The organism is Leptospira ainazelensis (genome assembly GCF_016918785.1).
Taxonomy (GTDB): domain Bacteria; phylum Spirochaetota; class Leptospiria; order Leptospirales; family Leptospiraceae; genus Leptospira; species Leptospira ainazelensis.
In genome coordinates this window covers 48,020-65,835 of record NZ_JAFFPT010000025.1, presented here as the reverse complement: position 1 = coordinate 65,835, position 17,816 = coordinate 48,020, and the positions used below count along the sequence as shown (strand labels likewise).

17 protein-coding genes are annotated in these 17,816 nt (G+C 41.5%); 5 read left to right on the top strand and 12 right to left on the bottom strand.

Going from position 1 to position 17,816, the window contains the following annotated elements; genetic code table 11:
* Together JWG44_RS06480 and JWG44_RS06475 are read left to right on the top strand one after the other, a co-directional pair.
* Positions 1-1,191: a SpoIID/LytB domain-containing protein gene (locus JWG44_RS06480; protein ID WP_205274148.1), complete on the top strand. Its 1,191-nt coding sequence runs from the start codon at positions 1-3 to the stop codon at positions 1,189-1,191.
* Positions 1,188-1,895 (top strand): hypothetical protein, encoded by a 708-nt coding sequence (locus JWG44_RS06475; RefSeq protein ID WP_205274147.1) that lies wholly within the window; start codon positions 1,188-1,190, stop codon positions 1,893-1,895. The genes JWG44_RS06480 and JWG44_RS06475 overlap by 4 nt, the downstream gene beginning before the upstream one ends.
* A 3-nt stretch (positions 1,896-1,898) precedes the next feature.
* On the opposite strand, the gene JWG44_RS06470 is transcribed toward JWG44_RS06475, so the two are convergent.
* From JWG44_RS06470 to JWG44_RS06420, 11 genes are all read right to left on the bottom strand, one after another.
* Positions 1,899-3,710: a hypothetical protein gene (locus JWG44_RS06470; RefSeq protein ID WP_232371516.1), complete on the bottom strand. Its 1,812-nt coding sequence runs from the start codon at positions 3,708-3,710 to the stop codon at positions 1,899-1,901.
* Positions 3,707-4,825 carry a penicillin-binding transpeptidase domain-containing protein gene (locus JWG44_RS06465; RefSeq protein WP_232371515.1) on the bottom strand — a complete coding sequence of 373 codons (1,119 nt, stop codon included), beginning with the start codon at positions 4,823-4,825 and terminating at the stop codon, positions 3,707-3,709. The genes JWG44_RS06470 and JWG44_RS06465 overlap by 4 nt, the downstream gene beginning before the upstream one ends.
* A 3-nt stretch (positions 4,826-4,828) precedes the next feature.
* Positions 4,829-5,467: a YfaP family protein gene (locus JWG44_RS06460; RefSeq protein WP_408611905.1), complete on the bottom strand. Its 639-nt coding sequence runs from the start codon at positions 5,465-5,467 to the stop codon at positions 4,829-4,831.
* Positions 5,468-5,573: 106 nt separating this feature from the next.
* Positions 5,574-10,181 carry an alpha-2-macroglobulin family protein gene (locus JWG44_RS06455; RefSeq protein WP_205274146.1) on the bottom strand — a complete coding sequence of 1,536 codons (4,608 nt, stop codon included), beginning with the start codon at positions 10,179-10,181 and terminating at the stop codon, positions 5,574-5,576.
* Positions 10,182-10,190: 9 nt separating this feature from the next.
* A complete protein-coding gene (locus tag JWG44_RS06450; protein ID WP_332460777.1) occupies positions 10,191-11,135 on the bottom strand; it encodes a DUF1175 family protein in 945 nt (314 codons plus the stop codon).
* Between the two features lie 49 nt (positions 11,136-11,184).
* Positions 11,185-11,646: a DUF3293 domain-containing protein gene (locus JWG44_RS06445; protein WP_332460776.1), complete on the bottom strand. Its 462-nt coding sequence runs from the start codon at positions 11,644-11,646 to the stop codon at positions 11,185-11,187.
* 18 nt (positions 11,647-11,664) lie between these two features.
* Positions 11,665-12,156: a hypothetical protein gene (locus JWG44_RS06440; protein ID WP_205274145.1), complete on the bottom strand. Its 492-nt coding sequence runs from the start codon at positions 12,154-12,156 to the stop codon at positions 11,665-11,667.
* A 9-nt stretch (positions 12,157-12,165) separates the two neighbouring features.
* The gene (locus tag JWG44_RS06435; RefSeq protein ID WP_232371531.1) at positions 12,166-12,507 is read right to left on the bottom strand and encodes an LIC13255 family lipoprotein; all 342 of its coding nucleotides are present in this window, start codon (positions 12,505-12,507) and stop codon (positions 12,166-12,168) included.
* A gap of 52 nt (positions 12,508-12,559) precedes the next feature.
* Positions 12,560-13,114, bottom strand: a complete 555-nt coding sequence (locus JWG44_RS06430) for an LEA type 2 family protein (protein WP_408611904.1) — start codon at positions 13,112-13,114, stop codon at positions 12,560-12,562.
* A gap of 12 nt (positions 13,115-13,126) precedes the next feature.
* Entirely contained in the window at positions 13,127-14,149 is a 1,023-nt protein-coding gene (locus tag JWG44_RS06425; protein WP_205274143.1) for a zinc-binding dehydrogenase, read from the bottom strand.
* Positions 14,146-14,472: a (2Fe-2S) ferredoxin domain-containing protein gene (locus tag JWG44_RS06420; RefSeq protein WP_205274142.1), complete on the bottom strand. Its 327-nt coding sequence runs from the start codon at positions 14,470-14,472 to the stop codon at positions 14,146-14,148. The genes JWG44_RS06425 and JWG44_RS06420 overlap by 4 nt, the downstream gene beginning before the upstream one ends.
* Before the next feature lie 287 nt (positions 14,473-14,759).
* Between JWG44_RS06420 and JWG44_RS06415 the strand changes: the two genes are divergently transcribed.
* The 3 genes from JWG44_RS06415 to JWG44_RS06405 are packed head-to-tail and all read left to right on the top strand — an operon-like array spanning position 14,760 to position 17,411.
* Positions 14,760-15,251, top strand: coding sequence for an LIC13259/LIC11441 family protein (locus JWG44_RS06415; RefSeq protein ID WP_408611894.1), 492 nt, complete (start codon positions 14,760-14,762; stop codon positions 15,249-15,251).
* Positions 15,252-15,265: 14 nt separating this feature from the next.
* Positions 15,266-16,210, top strand: coding sequence for a hypothetical protein (locus JWG44_RS06410; protein ID WP_205274358.1), 945 nt, complete (start codon positions 15,266-15,268; stop codon positions 16,208-16,210).
* Between the two features lie 13 nt (positions 16,211-16,223).
* Complete coding sequence (locus JWG44_RS06405) at positions 16,224-17,411, top strand: acyltransferase family protein (protein WP_205274141.1); 1,188 nt, start codon at positions 16,224-16,226, stop codon at positions 17,409-17,411.
* A 33-nt stretch (positions 17,412-17,444) separates the two neighbouring features.
* On the opposite strand, the gene JWG44_RS22435 is transcribed toward JWG44_RS06405, so the two are convergent.
* Entirely contained in the window at positions 17,445-17,762 is a 318-nt protein-coding gene (locus JWG44_RS22435; protein ID WP_205274140.1) for a DinB family protein, read from the bottom strand.
* Between the last annotated feature and the right edge of the window lie 54 nt (positions 17,763-17,816).

Here is a 17,816-nt window from a genome sequence, read left to right as displayed (position 1 = left end):
ATGACTTCAAGAATCCGGTTTTTTTGTATTCTTTTCGGGTTCTTGCTTTCGACGGAACCGATTTTTACGGAGTCGATTCCCTCAAAAATTCGAGTCGGAATTCTATCCAAGTATTCTCCGAAAGAAATTAAGATCCGCTATTCCAACGCTAAGGTATTTGCCGGAGAACATACCGTTTCGAAACAAATATCAACTCTAAGTTTGAAATCGAAGTCGAATCAAATCGACGTTCGCTATGAATCTAAAAAATTTTCGGAAGATTTGATCGGTTTTTTAGGAGGGAATTACGAGATTTCGTTTCCGGACCGGAAAGAATTTTTTCATTATTCCGGCGATTTAGAAATCACGTCGGTCGGCGGAAAACTGAGACTCATTTTATCCATTCCAAAAAAAGAATATACTCGAACCGCTACGGAATCCGAATTCGGGATGTTGTTTAACGCAAGTTATCCGAAAGGGACTGCCGCAGATTGGAAAAAGGAATTCAAACTCGTAGCCGAAACCGTGGTTCTTTCCTATGCCCTAGCCAACATAAACCGTCACAAATCGGAAGGTTACGACCTTTGTGATCTGACTCACTGTCTTCAGTATTCCGGTCGCTTGGGACCGGCTACGAAAGATCAAAAAAATTCTTCCGAGATTTTCGCATTGAAGGACGTAAACGGTAAGATCCTCGAGGCATTTTTTCATTCCACCTGCGGCGGAAATCTTTCTCAACCTTCCGTTATGTGGAAAAAATTTATTAACGAAGAGGAGATATTTCGTTCCGGAAAGGATATCTGGAAAAAGGATAAAATCCTATGCGAATCCTCCCCTCATTCCAATTGGGAAAGTATTCTACGTCGAACAGAACTCGAGGAAACTCTCGAATTGAGAAGAATTATTCATTTACAACCGATTCTTAAAGAATCCAGAGTGACTGAAATTTTGGCGACTACCGAAAACGGAAAGTCCACAATTCCGATTTCTTTGTTTCTTTCCAAAATCGGAAAACGATTTGGTTGGAATCAAATCAAAAGCAACGATTTTACAATTCAAAATTCGCAGAACGGATTTTTGATCCAAGGAAAAGGATTCGGTCACGGAATCGGACTTTGCCAATACGGGGCAAGGGAAATGGCGTTTCAAGGCGCGCAGTCTTCGGAGATTCTAAAATTCTATTTTCCGAAAGCGAAGTTGGAAAAACTTTGAAACGATTCTTATACCTTTTATTTTATATATGCGGTTTTTTACCGATTTTTTCGGAACCGATCCGTTACAAAATCGACGGTTATGAATTTTACTTTCTTAACGATAGAAAAACTTTCCCGTCGACAAAAACCGAAAAGATCGTTCGGGAATTTGCGGATCAATTTATATTAGAATTATCGAAAGAATCGGAACGACTTAATCTCAAAAAGCCCTCCGAAACTACCGTTTTTATTTCCGAAACCGCAAAAATTTTCTCCGAAACGAGCGGACAACCTTCGTTTGTCGCCGCCAGTTTTTTTCCGGACTCGAATCGGTTCCATTTCCAAAACCCAAATACATTAAACAAAAGGAATATTCTAAATTCATCGATACGTCATGAGATCTGTCACTTTTTTTCCCCGCATTTGAATAACGAAGACTTGAGATGGATCGAAGAATCCTATTGTGAAGCCCTATATCCTATCAATTCCATCGTTCCTAAAAAGTTTCTCGATTTCCCGAAATCTTGGGAGAAATTCAAAAGGATTCACTTGGACAAATCTTTGAAAAAAAAGGATGAACTGAGAAAATACAAACTCCTCGCGGCCTGGGGACAATGGATTTTACAAGACCAAGGGGAAATTCGTTTTCGGAGTTTTCTGGAAAATCGAATCCCTGAAAACGAATGGAAAATTCTCTATTCAAAATTCTTAAAATCTCGATAACTCTTATTCGGCTTTAACGTTTACCTTTCCCCAAACTTCCCCGGCGTTGCCGTTTCCAAAGGACATAGAAAAATGAGAATATAATTTCATCTTATCAAAAATCGGTTGAATGTCCCTCTCAATCGTTTTCGAAGTGTATTCCGAAGAATCACTCGCGCCGTACAAATAAAATTTTTTCAAATCACTTAATAAATTTGGAATATATATGCTGATATGATGAGGATAAGAACGCTGATTTTCGAACGTTGCCGAAGCGAATAAATCGGTCTGGTTCGGTTTATTCCCGTTCTTTGTAGATATCGTTTCTTCCGCGCTTTTTCTATCGGAACCGAAAAAAGACCAATCGTTCCATTGTATCGAGGATGGGGAATAGTAACCTTCTTGTTTTAGGGTGTAAGCCGAGAATTCCACGTTTTGAAAGTTTTGTTTTGTTTTTGACCCGACTTTAAAAACGGCTTTTAAAATTCGATCGTCCTTTACCGAGGATGCAAAGGAGATTCCGAATCTTGGATAAATCATACCGTTCTTCAAATCCAATCCGTGAAAGGAAAAAGCGACACCCTGTGATTCTTGAAAATAATTCTTCGGATTGATTCCAGAGCTTTCACTGAATCGTTCGAAACCTTTGGAAAAATTCTCCCATTCCCCGTCCATTTCGCTTAACGTTTTCCAGACTTCAATCGGTTTGAGCGTCTCGGAATAAAACGTCGCGGTCAGATCTTTTGGGAGAATTTTGGAAAGGCTCGGAGTTATCGAATTCGAATTGATTTCAGTCTGTTCCCCTCCAAGTCTGTAAACTTCACCTTCCAACAATCCGTGTTCCTTCCAACCGAGTAAAAGTCCCATTCCTGAATTTCCAAAACTCGGTTTCAAAAGCGGTGTTAACAAAGAATTCTTACCCGCATAAAATAGAAGTTTGTTTTCCTTTTTTTGCGCGGACTCGCGCAAACTATTAAATCCTTTTAGATTTCCCAGCGAAGAATTGTTTTTTGAAGATGCCAGTCCGAGTGAAAGACCCAAAGTTTCCTTTGAATTGGTGATCAATATAAAATTTCCGATTACGGTAATATATACGATCTCTTGTCCAAAGTCATACTGATACATCTCCAAGTTTCCAAAACTTTCCGATCCTACGGTGAATTGATCCGTAAAATCGTCGGCGCTATGAGTCTGCCCGGGTGTTTCGGAATTAGATTCTCCTTCGGTCTGCGGTTCGGTTTTTATATCCGTTTTTGCTTTTGCAATTTTTTCCCCTTGAAACAAGGTTAAAAGGCTCACCCCAAATTTGGATTTGATACTCGCTTTACCTACTACGATCCAATCCTTTTTTTGCAAGAGCGCGGTTGCCACGGGGCCGTCAAAAAGATTGGCCAATCGACTCGGCTCCGTCAATACTCCCGCCTTTGTTTCCAAAAGATAAAGAATGGAACTTACCTTTCTCAATTCGGGAAGTGTTAATGTTTTTTGAAACGTTCCGTCTTCGGAGAGTTTTTTACCGATTTCGGTTTTGGAAATGTCTTCTATAAATTCTTCCGGACGAAAAACCTCGATCGCCAAACTTGCGTTATCCGGAATTAAGAGCGCCGGATCATCGATGGAAGAATCGAAAGAATACTTGTCTCTCAAAAAAGCGTAGGAAAAAACCGAAACGGTAAATACAAGAGCGAAAAGAAAGGAATAACGTCTTTTCGGATCCTTCCAAATTTTTTCTTGGAAGATCGGAACAAAACGATCCCAGCTCTCTTTTATTTTTATCTTCGTCTGATTCAAAAACGATTTGGATTTTTCGATCCAGATTTTTATTCTTTCCTTCATTCTTTTCTCCAAGAGAGGTTGTCATGTTTTCCGATCTCGTTTAGGATTTTTAAAACCAAACGTTGAGCTTGTTTGCTTCCCGAGCCTTTTTCCACAAAGGCGGTGAGCAGATAATTTTTTCTTTTTATCTTAAAATTCAGAGTAATCCAACCGTGAGTCTCATATTTTTTTGTATAGATCGTCCCGGTCCCGGTTTTTGCTCCTACGATTTCTATCGCAGGGTTTTTAAAAGTTTCGAGTTCTTTGAGAGTTCCGGTTTTCGGAACGGAAGCCAAAGCGGACAAAACAAAATGAACGTCTCGGTTTGAAAAAGGATTATCGCTTACTTTGATTCTTTTTTCTGAAGTTTCCCAAGAAGGGGAAAGCCTCGGTCCCGAAGTCCATATGGAAGCATACAATTGGGAAACTTTAAGAGGACTCAGTAAAAAGCCGCCTTCCCCGATCGACGAGCTGACTTTTCTCAAGTTGCTTGGAGATTCTTCAAAGTTTCCAGGAGTTTCTTTGTACGGTTTCAATCTGGATTGGGCCGAGTTCGTTAATTCGAAATCGGATCTCAATTTTGAATAGAAGAACTCCGGATTCTTACTCGCGCTCTTTAAGAAATAAACATTGCAGGATTGAACCAATGCTTGTTCCAAATCGACCCGTCCGTGTCCTTCTCTCAAAGAACATCGTAAGTATTTCTTTCCGTTCTGATCCTGCGGCAGATGAAATCGAGACAGATCACTCTTTACGATCTCCATCGTATCTTCCGGATAAAATCGACCTTGGCAATTGATTTTATCCGAAGGTGAAAAACCGAGCTCGTTCTTATATTTTAAAAAGATCAAGGCGGAGAACGGTTTTAAAAGAGAGCCGGGACCGAATTTTTTTTCAATCGCCATCTCCGGATGAAATACGTAACGAACGATACCGGACTCGGTTTCAAGAATCAAAACCGCAGACTTCGAATTGGAGTTCTCGCTTTCAAAATTTCGAATCGTAGAATCCAAGTATTGAAAACGAAGTCCGTTTGTAGTTTCAGAATACAATGAAAATTGAATACAGATCAGAACAAAAAATATACCCGGATTAAAAAAGAACGAATTCAATGGATAAAAAAGAAACCGAAACAAAGTTCAATTCTCCGGTTCGATTTCAAAATTGGCGAGATGATATACTTGTTGCGATTTGGTCATCACAAACTGGAACCGCATCCGCTTTTCGTTCGACTTTCCCTCGTAAAGAACAACGTATGCGTTCACACGAGTGATGGGTTTATCGTAGGAGCCGTAGTATTGGACCTGAACCGAATAATTTCCGGGCAATGCCTTTGCCATCGTAAATGTTTCCGGACCGAATCCGTCGATCACGTCGACGTCCAAATTTCCGCCCGATTGGGTGGAAGGATGGGAATAATAACACTTCTCACCTTTCGGATCGACTACCCAAAGATCCACGTCAGTTTGTGTGTCCCAGATCAAAACCACCTTGATATCCCTTGGAGGAACCTTTGCAAAAAAGGAAATTTTCTCCGAAGTTTTTCCCGCTTTGATTTCGATCAGATTGTTTCCGGGTGCGACGACTGCGTTCATCGCGAACCTTCCTCCGCTAACGGGGACCGTCTGCGGAATACCGTTGAGTACGATCGTAATTCTATCTCCGACTAATCCGGAAACCGATCCCGAAATTTTTTGAATCCTTTCCGTAGTAAATCCGCCGTTTGGAGATTCGATTACCAAGGATTGAGAATATACATTTGAAACCGCAAAGAACATAAGAAAAAAGAAAAACGGCATTCTGATATAGTTTGAAATTTTTCGTTTCATTAAAATCTCCGATTGAATAGTAAGTTTTGATAAACGAAATCGAAAGAGAATCGTTCTAATCCACTTTGATTTCATCATCGGAGCTCCCTCCAGTTACTTCGGGATAATACATAAGATAAGCCCTCGCAGGAATGGCCTTGTATTTACCTCCGACTTCGGCTCGAAGAAAATAACGAACCGTAAAATCCTTTTTAGGCCCCGAGCTGAAAAAAACGACGCGATCGGCAAAAATCTGACGAGAATCGTATTCTACCTTTCTATCTCCCGAAAGATATTCCGCATCTCTTTGAAGAAAGGAAAAACCCGGCAATAGAACGTCTTCTATCATAAAGTAAGAATCCGGATTCCCCTCTTTGACTACATTCAATTCCACTAATACAATGTCTCCGGTGGAAAAGGATTTGGATTCTGAAACATCGATTCCCGAGCCATCCGAACCCGGTTTCACCTTATAATATTTTCTCTGTACTTGAATTCCGTTCGTAAACGAGGATATTTTTTTAGATCGATCCTTGTAGAACAACGACGCCGTCGCGTAAAATACGGGGCCGTCCTTCTTGATCACTTCTATCCGATTCTCACCCGAATGAATGAGATCGTTCGCGACTACGATCTTAAAAAGTTCTCCGTCTTCGGATTTCGGAGAAACCGTCGCGGTTTTGAGCGTGGTTCCGTTCAGTTTAATCTCTACATCGGCGGATGAATCCGTTTCGCGAAGAACGGTCAAATATTCCGATAAACTCAGCACCGCCAAAGAAGTATCCCTGGAATTGTTCCAGGCATAACCGTTTCGATTTGTGAGAATGGTCGAGGCAAAGTTTTCCAAAACGGTTTCGTTCTCGTTTAAACGAACGCCGAGACTCAACAAACTGGACAAACCCTCTATTCTATCTTCTTCCCAATTCGGATTTTTACCGTAAGAAGCCAATTTTAAAAACGGAGTTTTTCCAAGTCCGCTTTCTTCCATCGCCTTTTTAAATAACCGAGACGCTTCCGCTTTTTTACCTTGATTATAAAGGGTCAATCCTAACAAGGCTTTGCTGTAGAAGTTCAGTTTGGATTCCGATTTGGAAAGACTTTCCACCAAAGAATTTTCCAAGGATCCGCTTTCGCTCAGCGCATTCAGAACATGAGATTTTACGTTATCCGAAACATCTCCTCTTTCGAGGGAGGAATAAAGAAAATTTCGAGCCCGATAAATCGTATTCGCGGTAACCCTTGCGCCGTTTTTCTGACTGATCGCCAATCCTTTCAAAACATAGGCGGACATCAGAATATCGCTCTCCGAATTTCCCTCGAACCAACCGAAACCTCCGTCCGTTCTCTGCAAAGCTTGAACACTTTTTAAACCGACTTCGATCATTTTAGGTAATTCTTTTTGAATTCGAGAATTTACAAAACCCGCCTTCTGAGCCGAAAGAAGTGGATAAAAACGACTCATCGTTTGTTCCACACAACCGTAAGGATAATCCGCCAAATATTCCAAAGATTGATTTAACGCCGGCAAGGTCGCCGGGCTCAATCTGATTTCCAAATAAGGATCCGCCAACTCTTTAGTTACGTTCAACTTTAATACCCCGGAACCGGTTCCCTTATTCAGTCCTAGGCTATCCGAGCTCACCCGAGGCGATCCCCAAACCTTCAGCGGAATTTCGGATCGGATGGAATCGGAAACACCGCCTCCCGAAGCAACAATATTCAATTTTGCTAATTTAATTTTCGGATCTTGAAGCGCCTGAACCGTAAATTGAACCGATTGATTCTGGCCCGGTTCCAAATGGATCGTCGCGGTTTCAGGGCCGACCGTTTTCAGACCTTCAACTTTTAGAGAAACGTTTACGGGAAATTTGCGATTTGTCTGATTGGAAATCGTAGCGGTGACCTTTTGGGATTCTCCTTTGAGAATGTATCGAGGCAGACCGCCCAAAATCATAAGATCTTTTTTTGTTACGAAGTTTGTTTGTCCTCGACCGACTTTCGTATCGGAAGTAATTGCGATCGCCGTAACTCTCCAAGAAGTGAGATTGTCCGGCAGAACAAAACTTACGACCGCGGTTCCGTCCGCAGAGGTTTTGACCTTCGCGTTCCAAAAACTAGTATCCTTAAATCGATCTCGATTCTGTTCTTCGTTTTTGATTGCGGAATAACCGGATTCTCCCTTTTTACCCAAGGCAAGCTTGAGACGTTTCTCCTCCGAATAACCGAAAAACTTATAAGAAGAAGCTAATGTTGTTTGAACGTTATTTCTTCTCGGATGATAGAAAAATGTGCCGATGTTCGGAATTTTTTCCTCTTTGATTTGGTAAATCGCTTCGTCGACGACCGCGACCGAGATTTCAGCTGAAACGGCCTTGCCTCCGAGACCTGTCGTTTTCAATTTGATTTCCGCCTTATCTCCGGGGCGATAGACTTTATTAACGGACGTCAAATCGACTTTGATGAATTTTTCCTCCGGAGGAGCCACGATCCGAACCTGACTCTTGTAAACCTCGCTTCCCGAGAATTGAACGGCGGATAACGTAAAGTTGGGACTCATCTCCGGAGCGATCTTTACCGAATACTTCAAAGCGTTTCCTTTCATCTTGACAACTTGACTTTTAAAAATCCGATTCCCTTCCACGGTAAGAACTACGTGGCCGTTGGAAATAGGACTAAGGATCAGAATCTCCGCATTCTCTCCGACGGAATATAAATCCTTGCTCGGTTTCAGATTGATATCCTTAAAAGGGATATCGATCGAGTCCGAAACGGAAGAAGCCCAAAAGAAAGTTTCACTTTTGGTTTCATTTCCTTCTTCGTCTTCCGTTTCAGCGGTAACTATGTATTGCCCTCGTTTTGGAATTTGAAACGAAACTTGCGCGCTCCCGGAAACATCGGTAGTCGCGGAGATTTTGGAAATTTTAGAACGTCCGCCTTCGGAGGAATGTTGGATTTCTCGATTGTAAAGTACGAGTTCCACCTTACGTCCTTGGATCTCCTTCTTTCGGGCTTCTTCGCTTAACGTTTTGTCGTACGGAACCAGTTTGATCGTAAGTTTACTTTCCTTTCCAGGTTCGTAAACTGACTGATCTTTTTCCATCTTCAAAAAGAATGCGCTTCTGTTTACTGAAAACGAAGTCGCTCCATCCAGCGTAAGATCTTCGGATTGTACGGAAGCGATGACCGTATAAATGGAATCGGCGTCCACTTTGTTCGGTTTAAATTTTATAGAGTAAGTTCCTTTTTTGTCCAAAGAACCCGTTCCGCTATGAACCAACTCTTGTTTGTCGCTCTGACCCGCTTGTTCCAGATAATCGGCGCTCGCGTCGAAATTCATTTTACCGACCGGAGAAAAATCGAACTTTGGTCTTCTAAAAACGCGGAACTGAACATCCTTTCCGTTCAAAGGTTGACCGTAATAGTATCTCGCTTTTACGGTAGCGTTCACTTCTTCCTTCTGAAGAAAATTGGATTTTGGCACGTTAACCGTAACAAGGAAGGTAGGTTTGACATAGGCTTCCACAGAGAATTCGGTCTGAAAGGTTTGATCTTTAAAATTCAAAACCAAAGTGAAGTTTCCGAGTTTGATCGATTCATCGCTCGGAATTTGAAATTCTCCCGAAAACGTTCCTTGATCGCCGGAGATGGAAACAGGAATCGCAGGCAACGGACTTTCTCCCTCTTCGGAGTGAATGGAAACCGTGGCCGCCCCCGAAGCCACTCTATAATCGTCTCGATTGAAATTACGAACTACACCTTTAAAGTAAACCGTATCGCCGGGTCTATAAACGGGTCTTTCCGTATAAATGTAAGCTCTCGCCCCACCTTCTCCGTAAAAGGAACTGGAATAGAATTCAGGATCGGAGACGGCGTATTCTCCCCCCTTCTTAGCTAAGATGAGAGTTTTAACGGGAGAATTTCCTTTATAAAGAAAGGTTCCGTCCGAGCCGGTTTTAGAAGAATGGAATATACCTCCCGTCTCAAGACTAAACAAACTCAGATCGACGTCGGAAACCGGTTCTCCCGTATCTTTTCTCGCGACGTAAACAAACGTTTCGGAACTGGCTTGTTTTACTAAAAAATTTAAACCCGATCTTACAAGAACCGTATAAGCGATGTTGGAGCCGGAAACTCCTTCCACAAGATAGACGCCGTTATCCGAAACCGGAACGGGAATTCTTCGATAGGCCCAGGAAGAGGCGACGCTGGGAACGAAGAAGGTTGAAATCAATTCGTGTTCGGGAAGAATGGAAGCAACCGCCAGAGTTCGTTCCTTTGAAGCGGCTTCGTAATTGATTCCTAACGTATCCTTCAATGCGGAACGAGTCGCAGAATTGAATTCCTTTCTTGCTACGGATCTGAAATTCCTTTCAAACTTATCCATCGTTCGGGAAAAAAGCGAGATCGGATTTCCGAACGCGCCTTCGTTATTTTCTTGGATCAACCTTTCTTTAACTTTTTTAGAAAGAAATGCCTGTGGATCCGCGATTTTATAAATTCTAAATTCGTAATCCGCTCGGCCGTTTCCTTCCAAGTTGATATAAGGTTTTTCTCCGGGACCGAAACTTCGATCCGTTCCCAAATAAAAATTAGGGCTCCCCGAGATTGGAAATCGATACGCTATCCCCAAAACCAACACGGCCCCGAACGACAAACCAAGAATCCAATTTTGAACGCGTTTCATTCCATAACCTCAATCTAAAATACGAAATCGATAAATTCCCAAAAAAGAAGGATTGTTCAGCTCCGGTGAAAATCGATAACTCTTCCGCAATTCTTTCGCCCGAATCAATTGAATTCCCCTCTGAGAACCTGTATGATACAATAAAAGTGGATTCGTTTTATTTTCTTCCACTAAAATCATCGAGTGAAAATTAGTACCATTTCCTCGGTCCTCGCGAAAAAATAAAATATCACCCTGAAGTCCGGATTCCAAGTGTTTCGAAACAAAGAACGTATTGAATTTTTCAAGACTTTCAGCGTCCGCAAAGGCGCCGAAGGTTTTTAATCCGGTTCTAAATAAATTGATACCGATAGAAGGTATATCCGGATATTGGAATTCACGGACATCGGGAATGTTCTTATCGAGAAGAATTCCTATTTTTTTCTGCCAAGATAAATCATGCTTTTTTAAAGCTTCTTTGTATGAGAATCGAATCAGTCCGCTACAATCTCTTTCCTGAACGTTCCAAGAACCGGTTTCTTTTAGATATTGGGAAAGAGCGATTTGAATAAACCACTGACGAAATGCCTGGCGATCCTCTTCGGATCTGAGTTCGGACATATCGGGAAATCCGTCCTCGTCCCAATCTCCTTCTCTCGAAAACAACTCGATCTCAACAACCTTTCCCGACTGAGTGTGAAGAATCTGTTTTCCCGGTTTATAACCTGCAATCAAACGAATGATTTGCTTAGAACCGGAATTCTCCAAGGAAAGAAGTTTCAATAAACTTTCGCTTTCATTCCATCGAAAAGAATCGGGAGTTCCTAAATACGGATTTGTGATCGTAATCACGGCGACTGATTTTCCATCCGCTGGAATTCTAACTTTTGTGGAATCGATATTAGGCGAAAAAAAAGGACCGCAAGAAAAGGATAAGAGAAAACTCAAACTTAGAATAAAAGGCAAACGATTCACAGAACGGAAGATTCGTATAGGAATGGAAAAAGAAAAGCGATTTTAGAATTCAGTATAAAAATTTCAGTTTGGACCTTCGGTTGATCCTTCCGATCAGAATCGCGTTTTGTTGAAATTTTTTTCCAAGAAGAATCGCCTCCTTTTCCGAAATTCCTAACACTAGAAAACTGGATTCAGGAACCCATTCCGAATCCTCACCTTTTCCTTCCCCTTCCAAAACGAGATAAGAATTCAATTCGAGCTTGAGTTCACGATTTCTACTTTGGTTTTCTTCAGTGGAAAGAATTTTCGAACGAGGATTGAACGCGGTCAAATAAGCCCATTCTTCCTCTCCCTGTTCTTTTAAGAACGCGTCCAAGGTTGGATTGAAGGATTCAGCGCCGATCGACAGCCTTGGATCAAATACCAGATAACGTGTTTTTAAATAAGAATCGATTAACGAAATTGTGAAACGATTTCCGCTCCTTAACCTGCGATAAAAAAATAGAATTTGATTCTTTAAAGAGAACACTTTCTAAAACGAATTCGTTTAATAACCGAGATTTTTTCGGATCTTTTCCGGAATTTCTTCGAAGTGTTTGTATTTTTGTTTTTTCCCGTCCGGAAAGATCACGTAATAAACTCCGTTGAGAATTTCCATATAATACTTACCCGCTTTTTTCTCTCCGGTCGCACGATGATCCATCTCTTTGACCATTCGTTGATAACGCGAAGGAAGTGTTTGCCAGGAACCGTAGACTTCGATTTCTCCGCCTGTGTTAACGGTATAAATTCCGTTCTCGTGCATGATTTTGATTCCGTTGTAATCAAAAACTTCCAAGATATTCGTTTTTGGATTTGAAGAATCCCTTGAATCGGAGCGACTCGACGCGGAAGCGCCGTCTTCTTTCTCTTTAGGAAGACCGTATTTAACCATAGAATTGGATCCGCTTTTTTCCTTCTTTCTAACCAAAAGAAGAAAAAGGTAGATAAAACCCGCAAACAAGAGGCTGATTCCAAAAAACCATTCCGCAGGTTTCATTCAATTTCCTTAATATCGAAACTCGATCCCTTTGCAGGTAGCCGGTGTCGCATCCGTCGAAGTGGAGGACCATGACTCACAACTCACCGCAAAGACCGCGCTGACACAAAGTTCAATATCCTTTTTTCTGGATCTTCCTGGAACAAACGCGGTCACTCTTCGATTCGTATTACAAAGAACATCCTTGGCTTGATACGCAACGATCAGCTTCGTGTTAGCGTCTTCAAACTCGTAAAAGTCGGCGTCCGTATTTTTCTGATAACATCCGTTAAAATAAAATAAAAGTAAGGATCCGATGGTAAAAAACTTCAGGAGTCTTTGCAAAAGATTCTTTAAAAATAAAAAATACATCGTATTCACCATTTCCATCGAAGAAGCTTTGGATTCAAATACGAAAGATCCGTCAAAAACCGAACGAACTTTTCTTCGAAGGTTTTAAAGGAATTTTTTCGTTCACCGGGATCTGAACCGCTCCGAGGATCGTTTCGTATTCGAAATTCCCGCGAATCGTAAAAAGAAGTTCCTTTCCGGAAAGACCCGCCTGTAAGATTCCGAGCGCGATTTGAAGAAGATTTCGATCCATCTTCTTTTCGAATAAGGTTTCAACCTGAAGGTCCACTAACTTCTTCTGGAGCGCGGGAATCACGATCTGTTCGTTTGATATCACTCGAGCGAGCTCCGATTCTTTTTCGGAAGAATCCGGAACAAAAAAGGAAAGATCGAATTTGTGAATCGTCACATCCGTTTCATTCGGATTTTCAATTTCCACTTTCGCCAAAAAGATAATCTTGGGGACCGGCGGAAATGAAATGAGCTCGGCCTTTTGAGCTTCCAAAGAAAGAACCTGGAACTTACACTTCTGAAGAGCCTTGTAATTATCTTTCAGGGCGGAACAGGAAGAAAGGAAAAACAAAAAAACGAAAAGCAGAACATTCCCGATTCGGATTTTAGAATCGATAGTTTTCAAATTTTATTTTCCTTCGGCGAAAGGAGTTTGAATCAGAACTTTTCCCTTCGTCATGTTTGCGGCATAATTATCGATCGCTTCCACGGCTTTGTCCAAGGGAAACCTCGCGGCTATATCGGTTTTTAATTCTTTCTTAGCCAAGGATCTCAACTCTTTGGAAAGTTTCCAGATTTTGTACGGACTTTGTTGTGGAACCCAGGTGGAAAGCCAAAAACCTTCCAATTTTTTATCTTGGAATATCATCATTCCTGCATGGAGCGGGATTTCCTTTTCGGATAACGCTCCATAGATGATCGCCCGGCTTCCGTAAGGCATCGCGAGCAGGACTTTTGTGGTCAATTCTCCCGCCACGGCATCCAGACAAACGGTCGCTTTGAGTTCATTGGAAAGAACTCTGAGTTGTCTTTCGAAATTGGAAACCTCCGAATTGAGGATGTGTTTTGCACCGACCGCTTTTAGGGCTTCTTCCTGTTCCGGTTTCCGGACTACGTTGATCACTTGTATTCCCTTTCGAGCGGCGATTCCGACGACCATCTTTCCCAAGGCGCTCGCGGCGGCCGTTTGAACGATCGCCTTCGCTCCGTATTTTTCAGCGAGATCCACCATCGCGATCGCAGTGATCGGATTTACATAAAGACAAGCGCCTTGTTCCAAAGAAAGATCCCTTCCGATCGGAAGACAACTAAATGCGTCGGTGATCATATACTCCGCATAAACGCCGTCGCCTCTTCCCGGCGCGGTGCAGGCCACATTCTTACCCTTAAGATAAGATCCGTAAAAACCTCCGCCCGAAGCGACTACCTGTCCGCTTCCTTCGAAACCCGGGACTACCGGAAGTTTCTTTTTGATACCGTAGAGTCCGCGTAAGAACATCAAGTCGGAAGGATTGATGGATGCGGAGTGCATCCGAATCAGAACTTCGCCCTTTTTTAAGGGACGAATCGTCTTTTCGACGATCTGAGCTCTGTTTTTATTTTCACTGTATTCTCTGAGTTCTAAGGCCTTGTATGTTTTTGGGATATTCATGAGTTTTCCTTGATGATTAAATGTTCTATTTTTTCGATTTGTTCCGATTCTACATAATATTTTAAGAATATATCGATGTCTTCCTCCGTTCTCAGAGAAAACCATCTTCCCTCCGGATAACTCACTTGGACCGGACCGAGCTCGCATCGATCCAAACAACCGGCCCTTTGAATTCGGATTTTTCCCGGAATCGACAAGTCCTTTATTTTCTTTTTTAAAGAAGCCAATAACTGAATCGAACCGGAACGGCCGCAGGAAACCCTTTCCCCTTCGCCCCTTACGTTTTCGCAAACAAATATGTGTTTGTTGTAAAAGTCAGCCATGGAAAAAGAACTCCGTTTTCATTTTCAGTAGAATCCGAGACCTGGTAGAATGTGCAACCCGTTTCCAGAAACCAAAACTCGTGAGAAGATCGCCTTTGAACAAAACCGCGGACATAAAACAGGCGGGATCTATTGAGGTTAAACAGTTATCGATTTGAAGGTTTTTCAAACATCTTGCGCTTTTCGAGATCAAAGACCGATGCGAAAGAGGTCTTTCGCATTTTTTGTATTTTATTCGTTTCCTTACTTTACACCAAGGTTTTTTCTAGAATCTTAGACTTAACCTTATGATCGTCTTGGAGACCTTGAGAATGTTCCGTCCATTTGTAATTTCCGCTGGGATTCTTGTACTCCTTACATTTTGCGCAAAACAAAAAGCGCCTATCACCGAACCTGAAAAAGACGCTCTCCAGTCTATTTTACTAGAAAACGAATCCATTCATAGCTTCTTGATGAAGGAAGAAGAAAAAATTCCCGACCTCTCCAAATTAGAAGCCGACGTTCGGGCTCTGATCCTATTGAACGGGGGTCTAAAAACCGAGGCGGAGAAGATGTTACATTCCCTTCACAAGAAGGACGCGAAAGACTTAGAAAAATTCTTCGAAGCGTATTCTTCGTTTTCCGAAACCCTCGCCGAAAGTGTAAAACTCGCGGGCGGAAACGGAGTCTTTAATAAATTCTATTGTCCCATGGTCAAAAAAACCTGGGTGAAACAAGGCACTAAAATACAAAATCCATACGCTCCTGAAATGAGAGACTGTGGAGATCTTGTCCCCTGACGTAAGGAAACCTTCTGGAAAGAATTTTAAAAACTCTCTGTAAAATTGGAATTTCTTTGGGGGAACCGTGTCCTGCCAATTGCAGACAAAATCTCATTCCAAACGAATGGAGTAGCGCAATTAGGGAATCCTGCATCGCCGAAGAAAAGATGAACGCCTTTGCCGAAGGAAAGGTGGGAATCAACGTAGGCGCGTCCGCCTTTTTACAAGCGCATCCGCTCGTTCTAGAAGGTTTTATCGCAAAGGGGGAAGTGTACTTCGAAGTTCTCAGATATTTTCTTGCGATCATCGAACCCGAAAAAATAAAAGAAGTGATCGATGCATTCAGCGACAAACTACTTTATAAAATCGTAATACATGAATACAACATTTTCATGCAATCCGAAGACGAACGCCGAAGGGAAAGAAAGAATATCACCTTTTTGGATTTAAAATCGAACGATTACTGGAAATCGCTCTCTTCAAAAAGAATTTGTAGTTTTGTAGCCTATTGTGTAAGAGAAGCAAAAGATCCTGAATTTGCATCTCAATTTCTTACGGTTCTCCCTCCGGATACGGTCTCGGATTTAAAATCCCTCGCAGGTCTCTCGATCGACGAGGAAAAAGAATTATACCTTTCACTCAAAGACGGAATCTACGAACTTCCCATCCGAAGTCCGGGAATTTATCAGCACATTCTAAAACTTTTTGAGGACGATCCTGAAATTTTTATGATCCTTTCCACGATGGAAGAATTGGTCCTTCGTAAACAACAGATCATCGAATCTTCGCACACGATTCTGGAAAAATACAAATCCGGAAAACTCAATCATCAATCGCTTTTTGCCGATCTTTCAGTTTTAGAACCGGAAATTACGATGGAGATTTTGGGGATTTTCGAAGAGAAAGGCATTTTAGGAAGATCCGAAAAAAATCTGATCAAAGAACTTTTATACAAACAAAAAGCAGTTAAAAACTGAGTTTGAGTTTTCCTTGTTGCTAAAATTTTCTCGATATATTTTTTCACCCTTTCTCAAAAACGAGAAAGAAATCCAGTCTTTAAACGGAATTCGTGCGATTGCCATCTTACTCGTAATTATCTATCACGTATGGCTTTCCTTTTCGGTTACGAGTATTCCGAAAATTTTTCAAAACATACTTTCCAATTTTAATTCCGGAGTTGACCTTTTTTTCGTATTGAGCGGGTTTCTCATATATTCAGGAATTCTAAAATATCAAGATCGGCCCGAACTCTTCAGTAAAAGGAGATTTTTTACCGCGAGAACGCTCCGAATTTTCCCGGCTTACTACTTTTGTCTGCTCGTTCTCTTTTTGTATTATCAAGGACAATTTCAGAAAATTTCACAACTCCGAAATCCGAACGAGTTACAATCGGCGGAATTGAATTCTATTTCCTTGATGTTACAAAACAGCTACGCGGATTTTTTTTATATTTCAAATTATACGTCTCATCGTCTTTCTTTGGTAGGTTGGTCCTTATCCGTAGAAGAACAATTTTATCTGATTCTTCCTTTTGTTTCCGCGTTTCTGCTTTTAAAACTAAAACCCCAAAGAAGAATTCTCCTGTTGGCGATTTTCTATTGGATCCCTTTGTTTTTTAGAATTTTCTATTTTCTCGAACAAGCAGACATCTCGGTTTTAATCTATTCCCATACTCGAATGGACAGTTTAATCGCGGGTATGTTTCTTGCTGAAATTCGAATCATCTTTTCGCAATCGAGATCGGAACGGTCGAAATCGCTGGAAAATTCGATTCCTGCGATTGGAATTATCTTTCTATTGATCGGGCATACATTCCCTTTGGAACATTGGTTTCGTAGAATATTCGGTTTCAATTTTTTTAATATAGGTTTCGCGTTTTTGATTTTTTCGGCGATCCAAACAAAAGGTTGGGTTTCTTTTTTTTTGGAATCGCCATTCCTGAGACCGATTGCAAGACTAAGTTATACGATGTATTTGTGGAATATTCTGATCGCGGGAATCGCAGTTTCGAAAGTGGTTTCGGGGTCTCAGGCTCCGAGCGTCGGAGTGCTCTTGCTTGCGGTTATAGTCGCCGTTCTCTACTGTTTTCTTTTTTCTTGGCTTTTATATCTTTTGATCGAAAGACCGTTTTTGATTTTAAAAGAAAAGATTTTGAGTGAATCAAAAACCGATCCATAAGAAAAATCTAAAGCGTTCCATTTAAGAATTCAATTACATCCAGGCGAGATCCGTAATTCCGACGTCAAAACCGAATTGAGAGATCAAGGTCGTGATCTGTCCTCTGTGATGTGTTTGGTGATTGAAAATATGATCCACCAAAACCCAAAGTGGCTTTTCCAACTCCTTTTGATAAACGACGCTGAAAAAACGATAATTGGAATCCAACCAACTCGAATCGATTCCGAGGGACCATTCCAGGATCTTCTTATCACATTCTTTTCTCGCGGAAGAAAGTTCGTCAAAGTCGGAATAGAGATCCGAACTTGCAGATCCTTTGGGAAGAACTTTTCCCTCAAACCCGCCGTCCACGACAGGTCCACCCAGAGAATATGATTTAAAGTAGAATGAATCGACTTAAAGAAA

Bases quoted from the DNA above. Each gene is read 5' to 3' on its own strand.
- JWG44_RS06435 (WP_232371531.1), bottom strand. From the start codon at position 12,507: ATGTATTTTTTATTTTTAAAGAATCTTTTGCAAAGACTCCTGAAGTTT.
- JWG44_RS06425 (WP_205274143.1), bottom strand. From the start codon at position 14,149: ATGAATATCCCAAAAACATACAAGGCCTTAGAACTCAGAGAATACAGT.
- JWG44_RS06460 (WP_408611905.1), bottom strand. From the start codon at position 5,467: ATGTTCTTTGCGGTTTCAAATGTATATTCTCAATCCTTGGTAATCGAA.
- JWG44_RS06455 (WP_205274146.1), bottom strand. From the start codon at position 10,181: ATGAAACGCGTTCAAAATTGGATTCTTGGTTTGTCGTTCGGGGCCGTG.
- JWG44_RS06420 (WP_205274142.1), bottom strand. From the start codon at position 14,472: ATGGCTGACTTTTACAACAAACACATATTTGTTTGCGAAAACGTAAGG.
- JWG44_RS06480 (WP_205274148.1), top strand. From the start codon at position 1: ATGACTTCAAGAATCCGGTTTTTTTGTATTCTTTTCGGGTTCTTGCTT.
- JWG44_RS06440 (WP_205274145.1), bottom strand. From the start codon at position 12,156: ATGAAACCTGCGGAATGGTTTTTTGGAATCAGCCTCTTGTTTGCGGGT.
- JWG44_RS06415 (WP_408611894.1), top strand. From the start codon at position 14,760: ATGATCGTCTTGGAGACCTTGAGAATGTTCCGTCCATTTGTAATTTCC.
- JWG44_RS06470 (WP_232371516.1), bottom strand. From the start codon at position 3,710: ATGAAGGAAAGAATAAAAATCTGGATCGAAAAATCCAAATCGTTTTTG.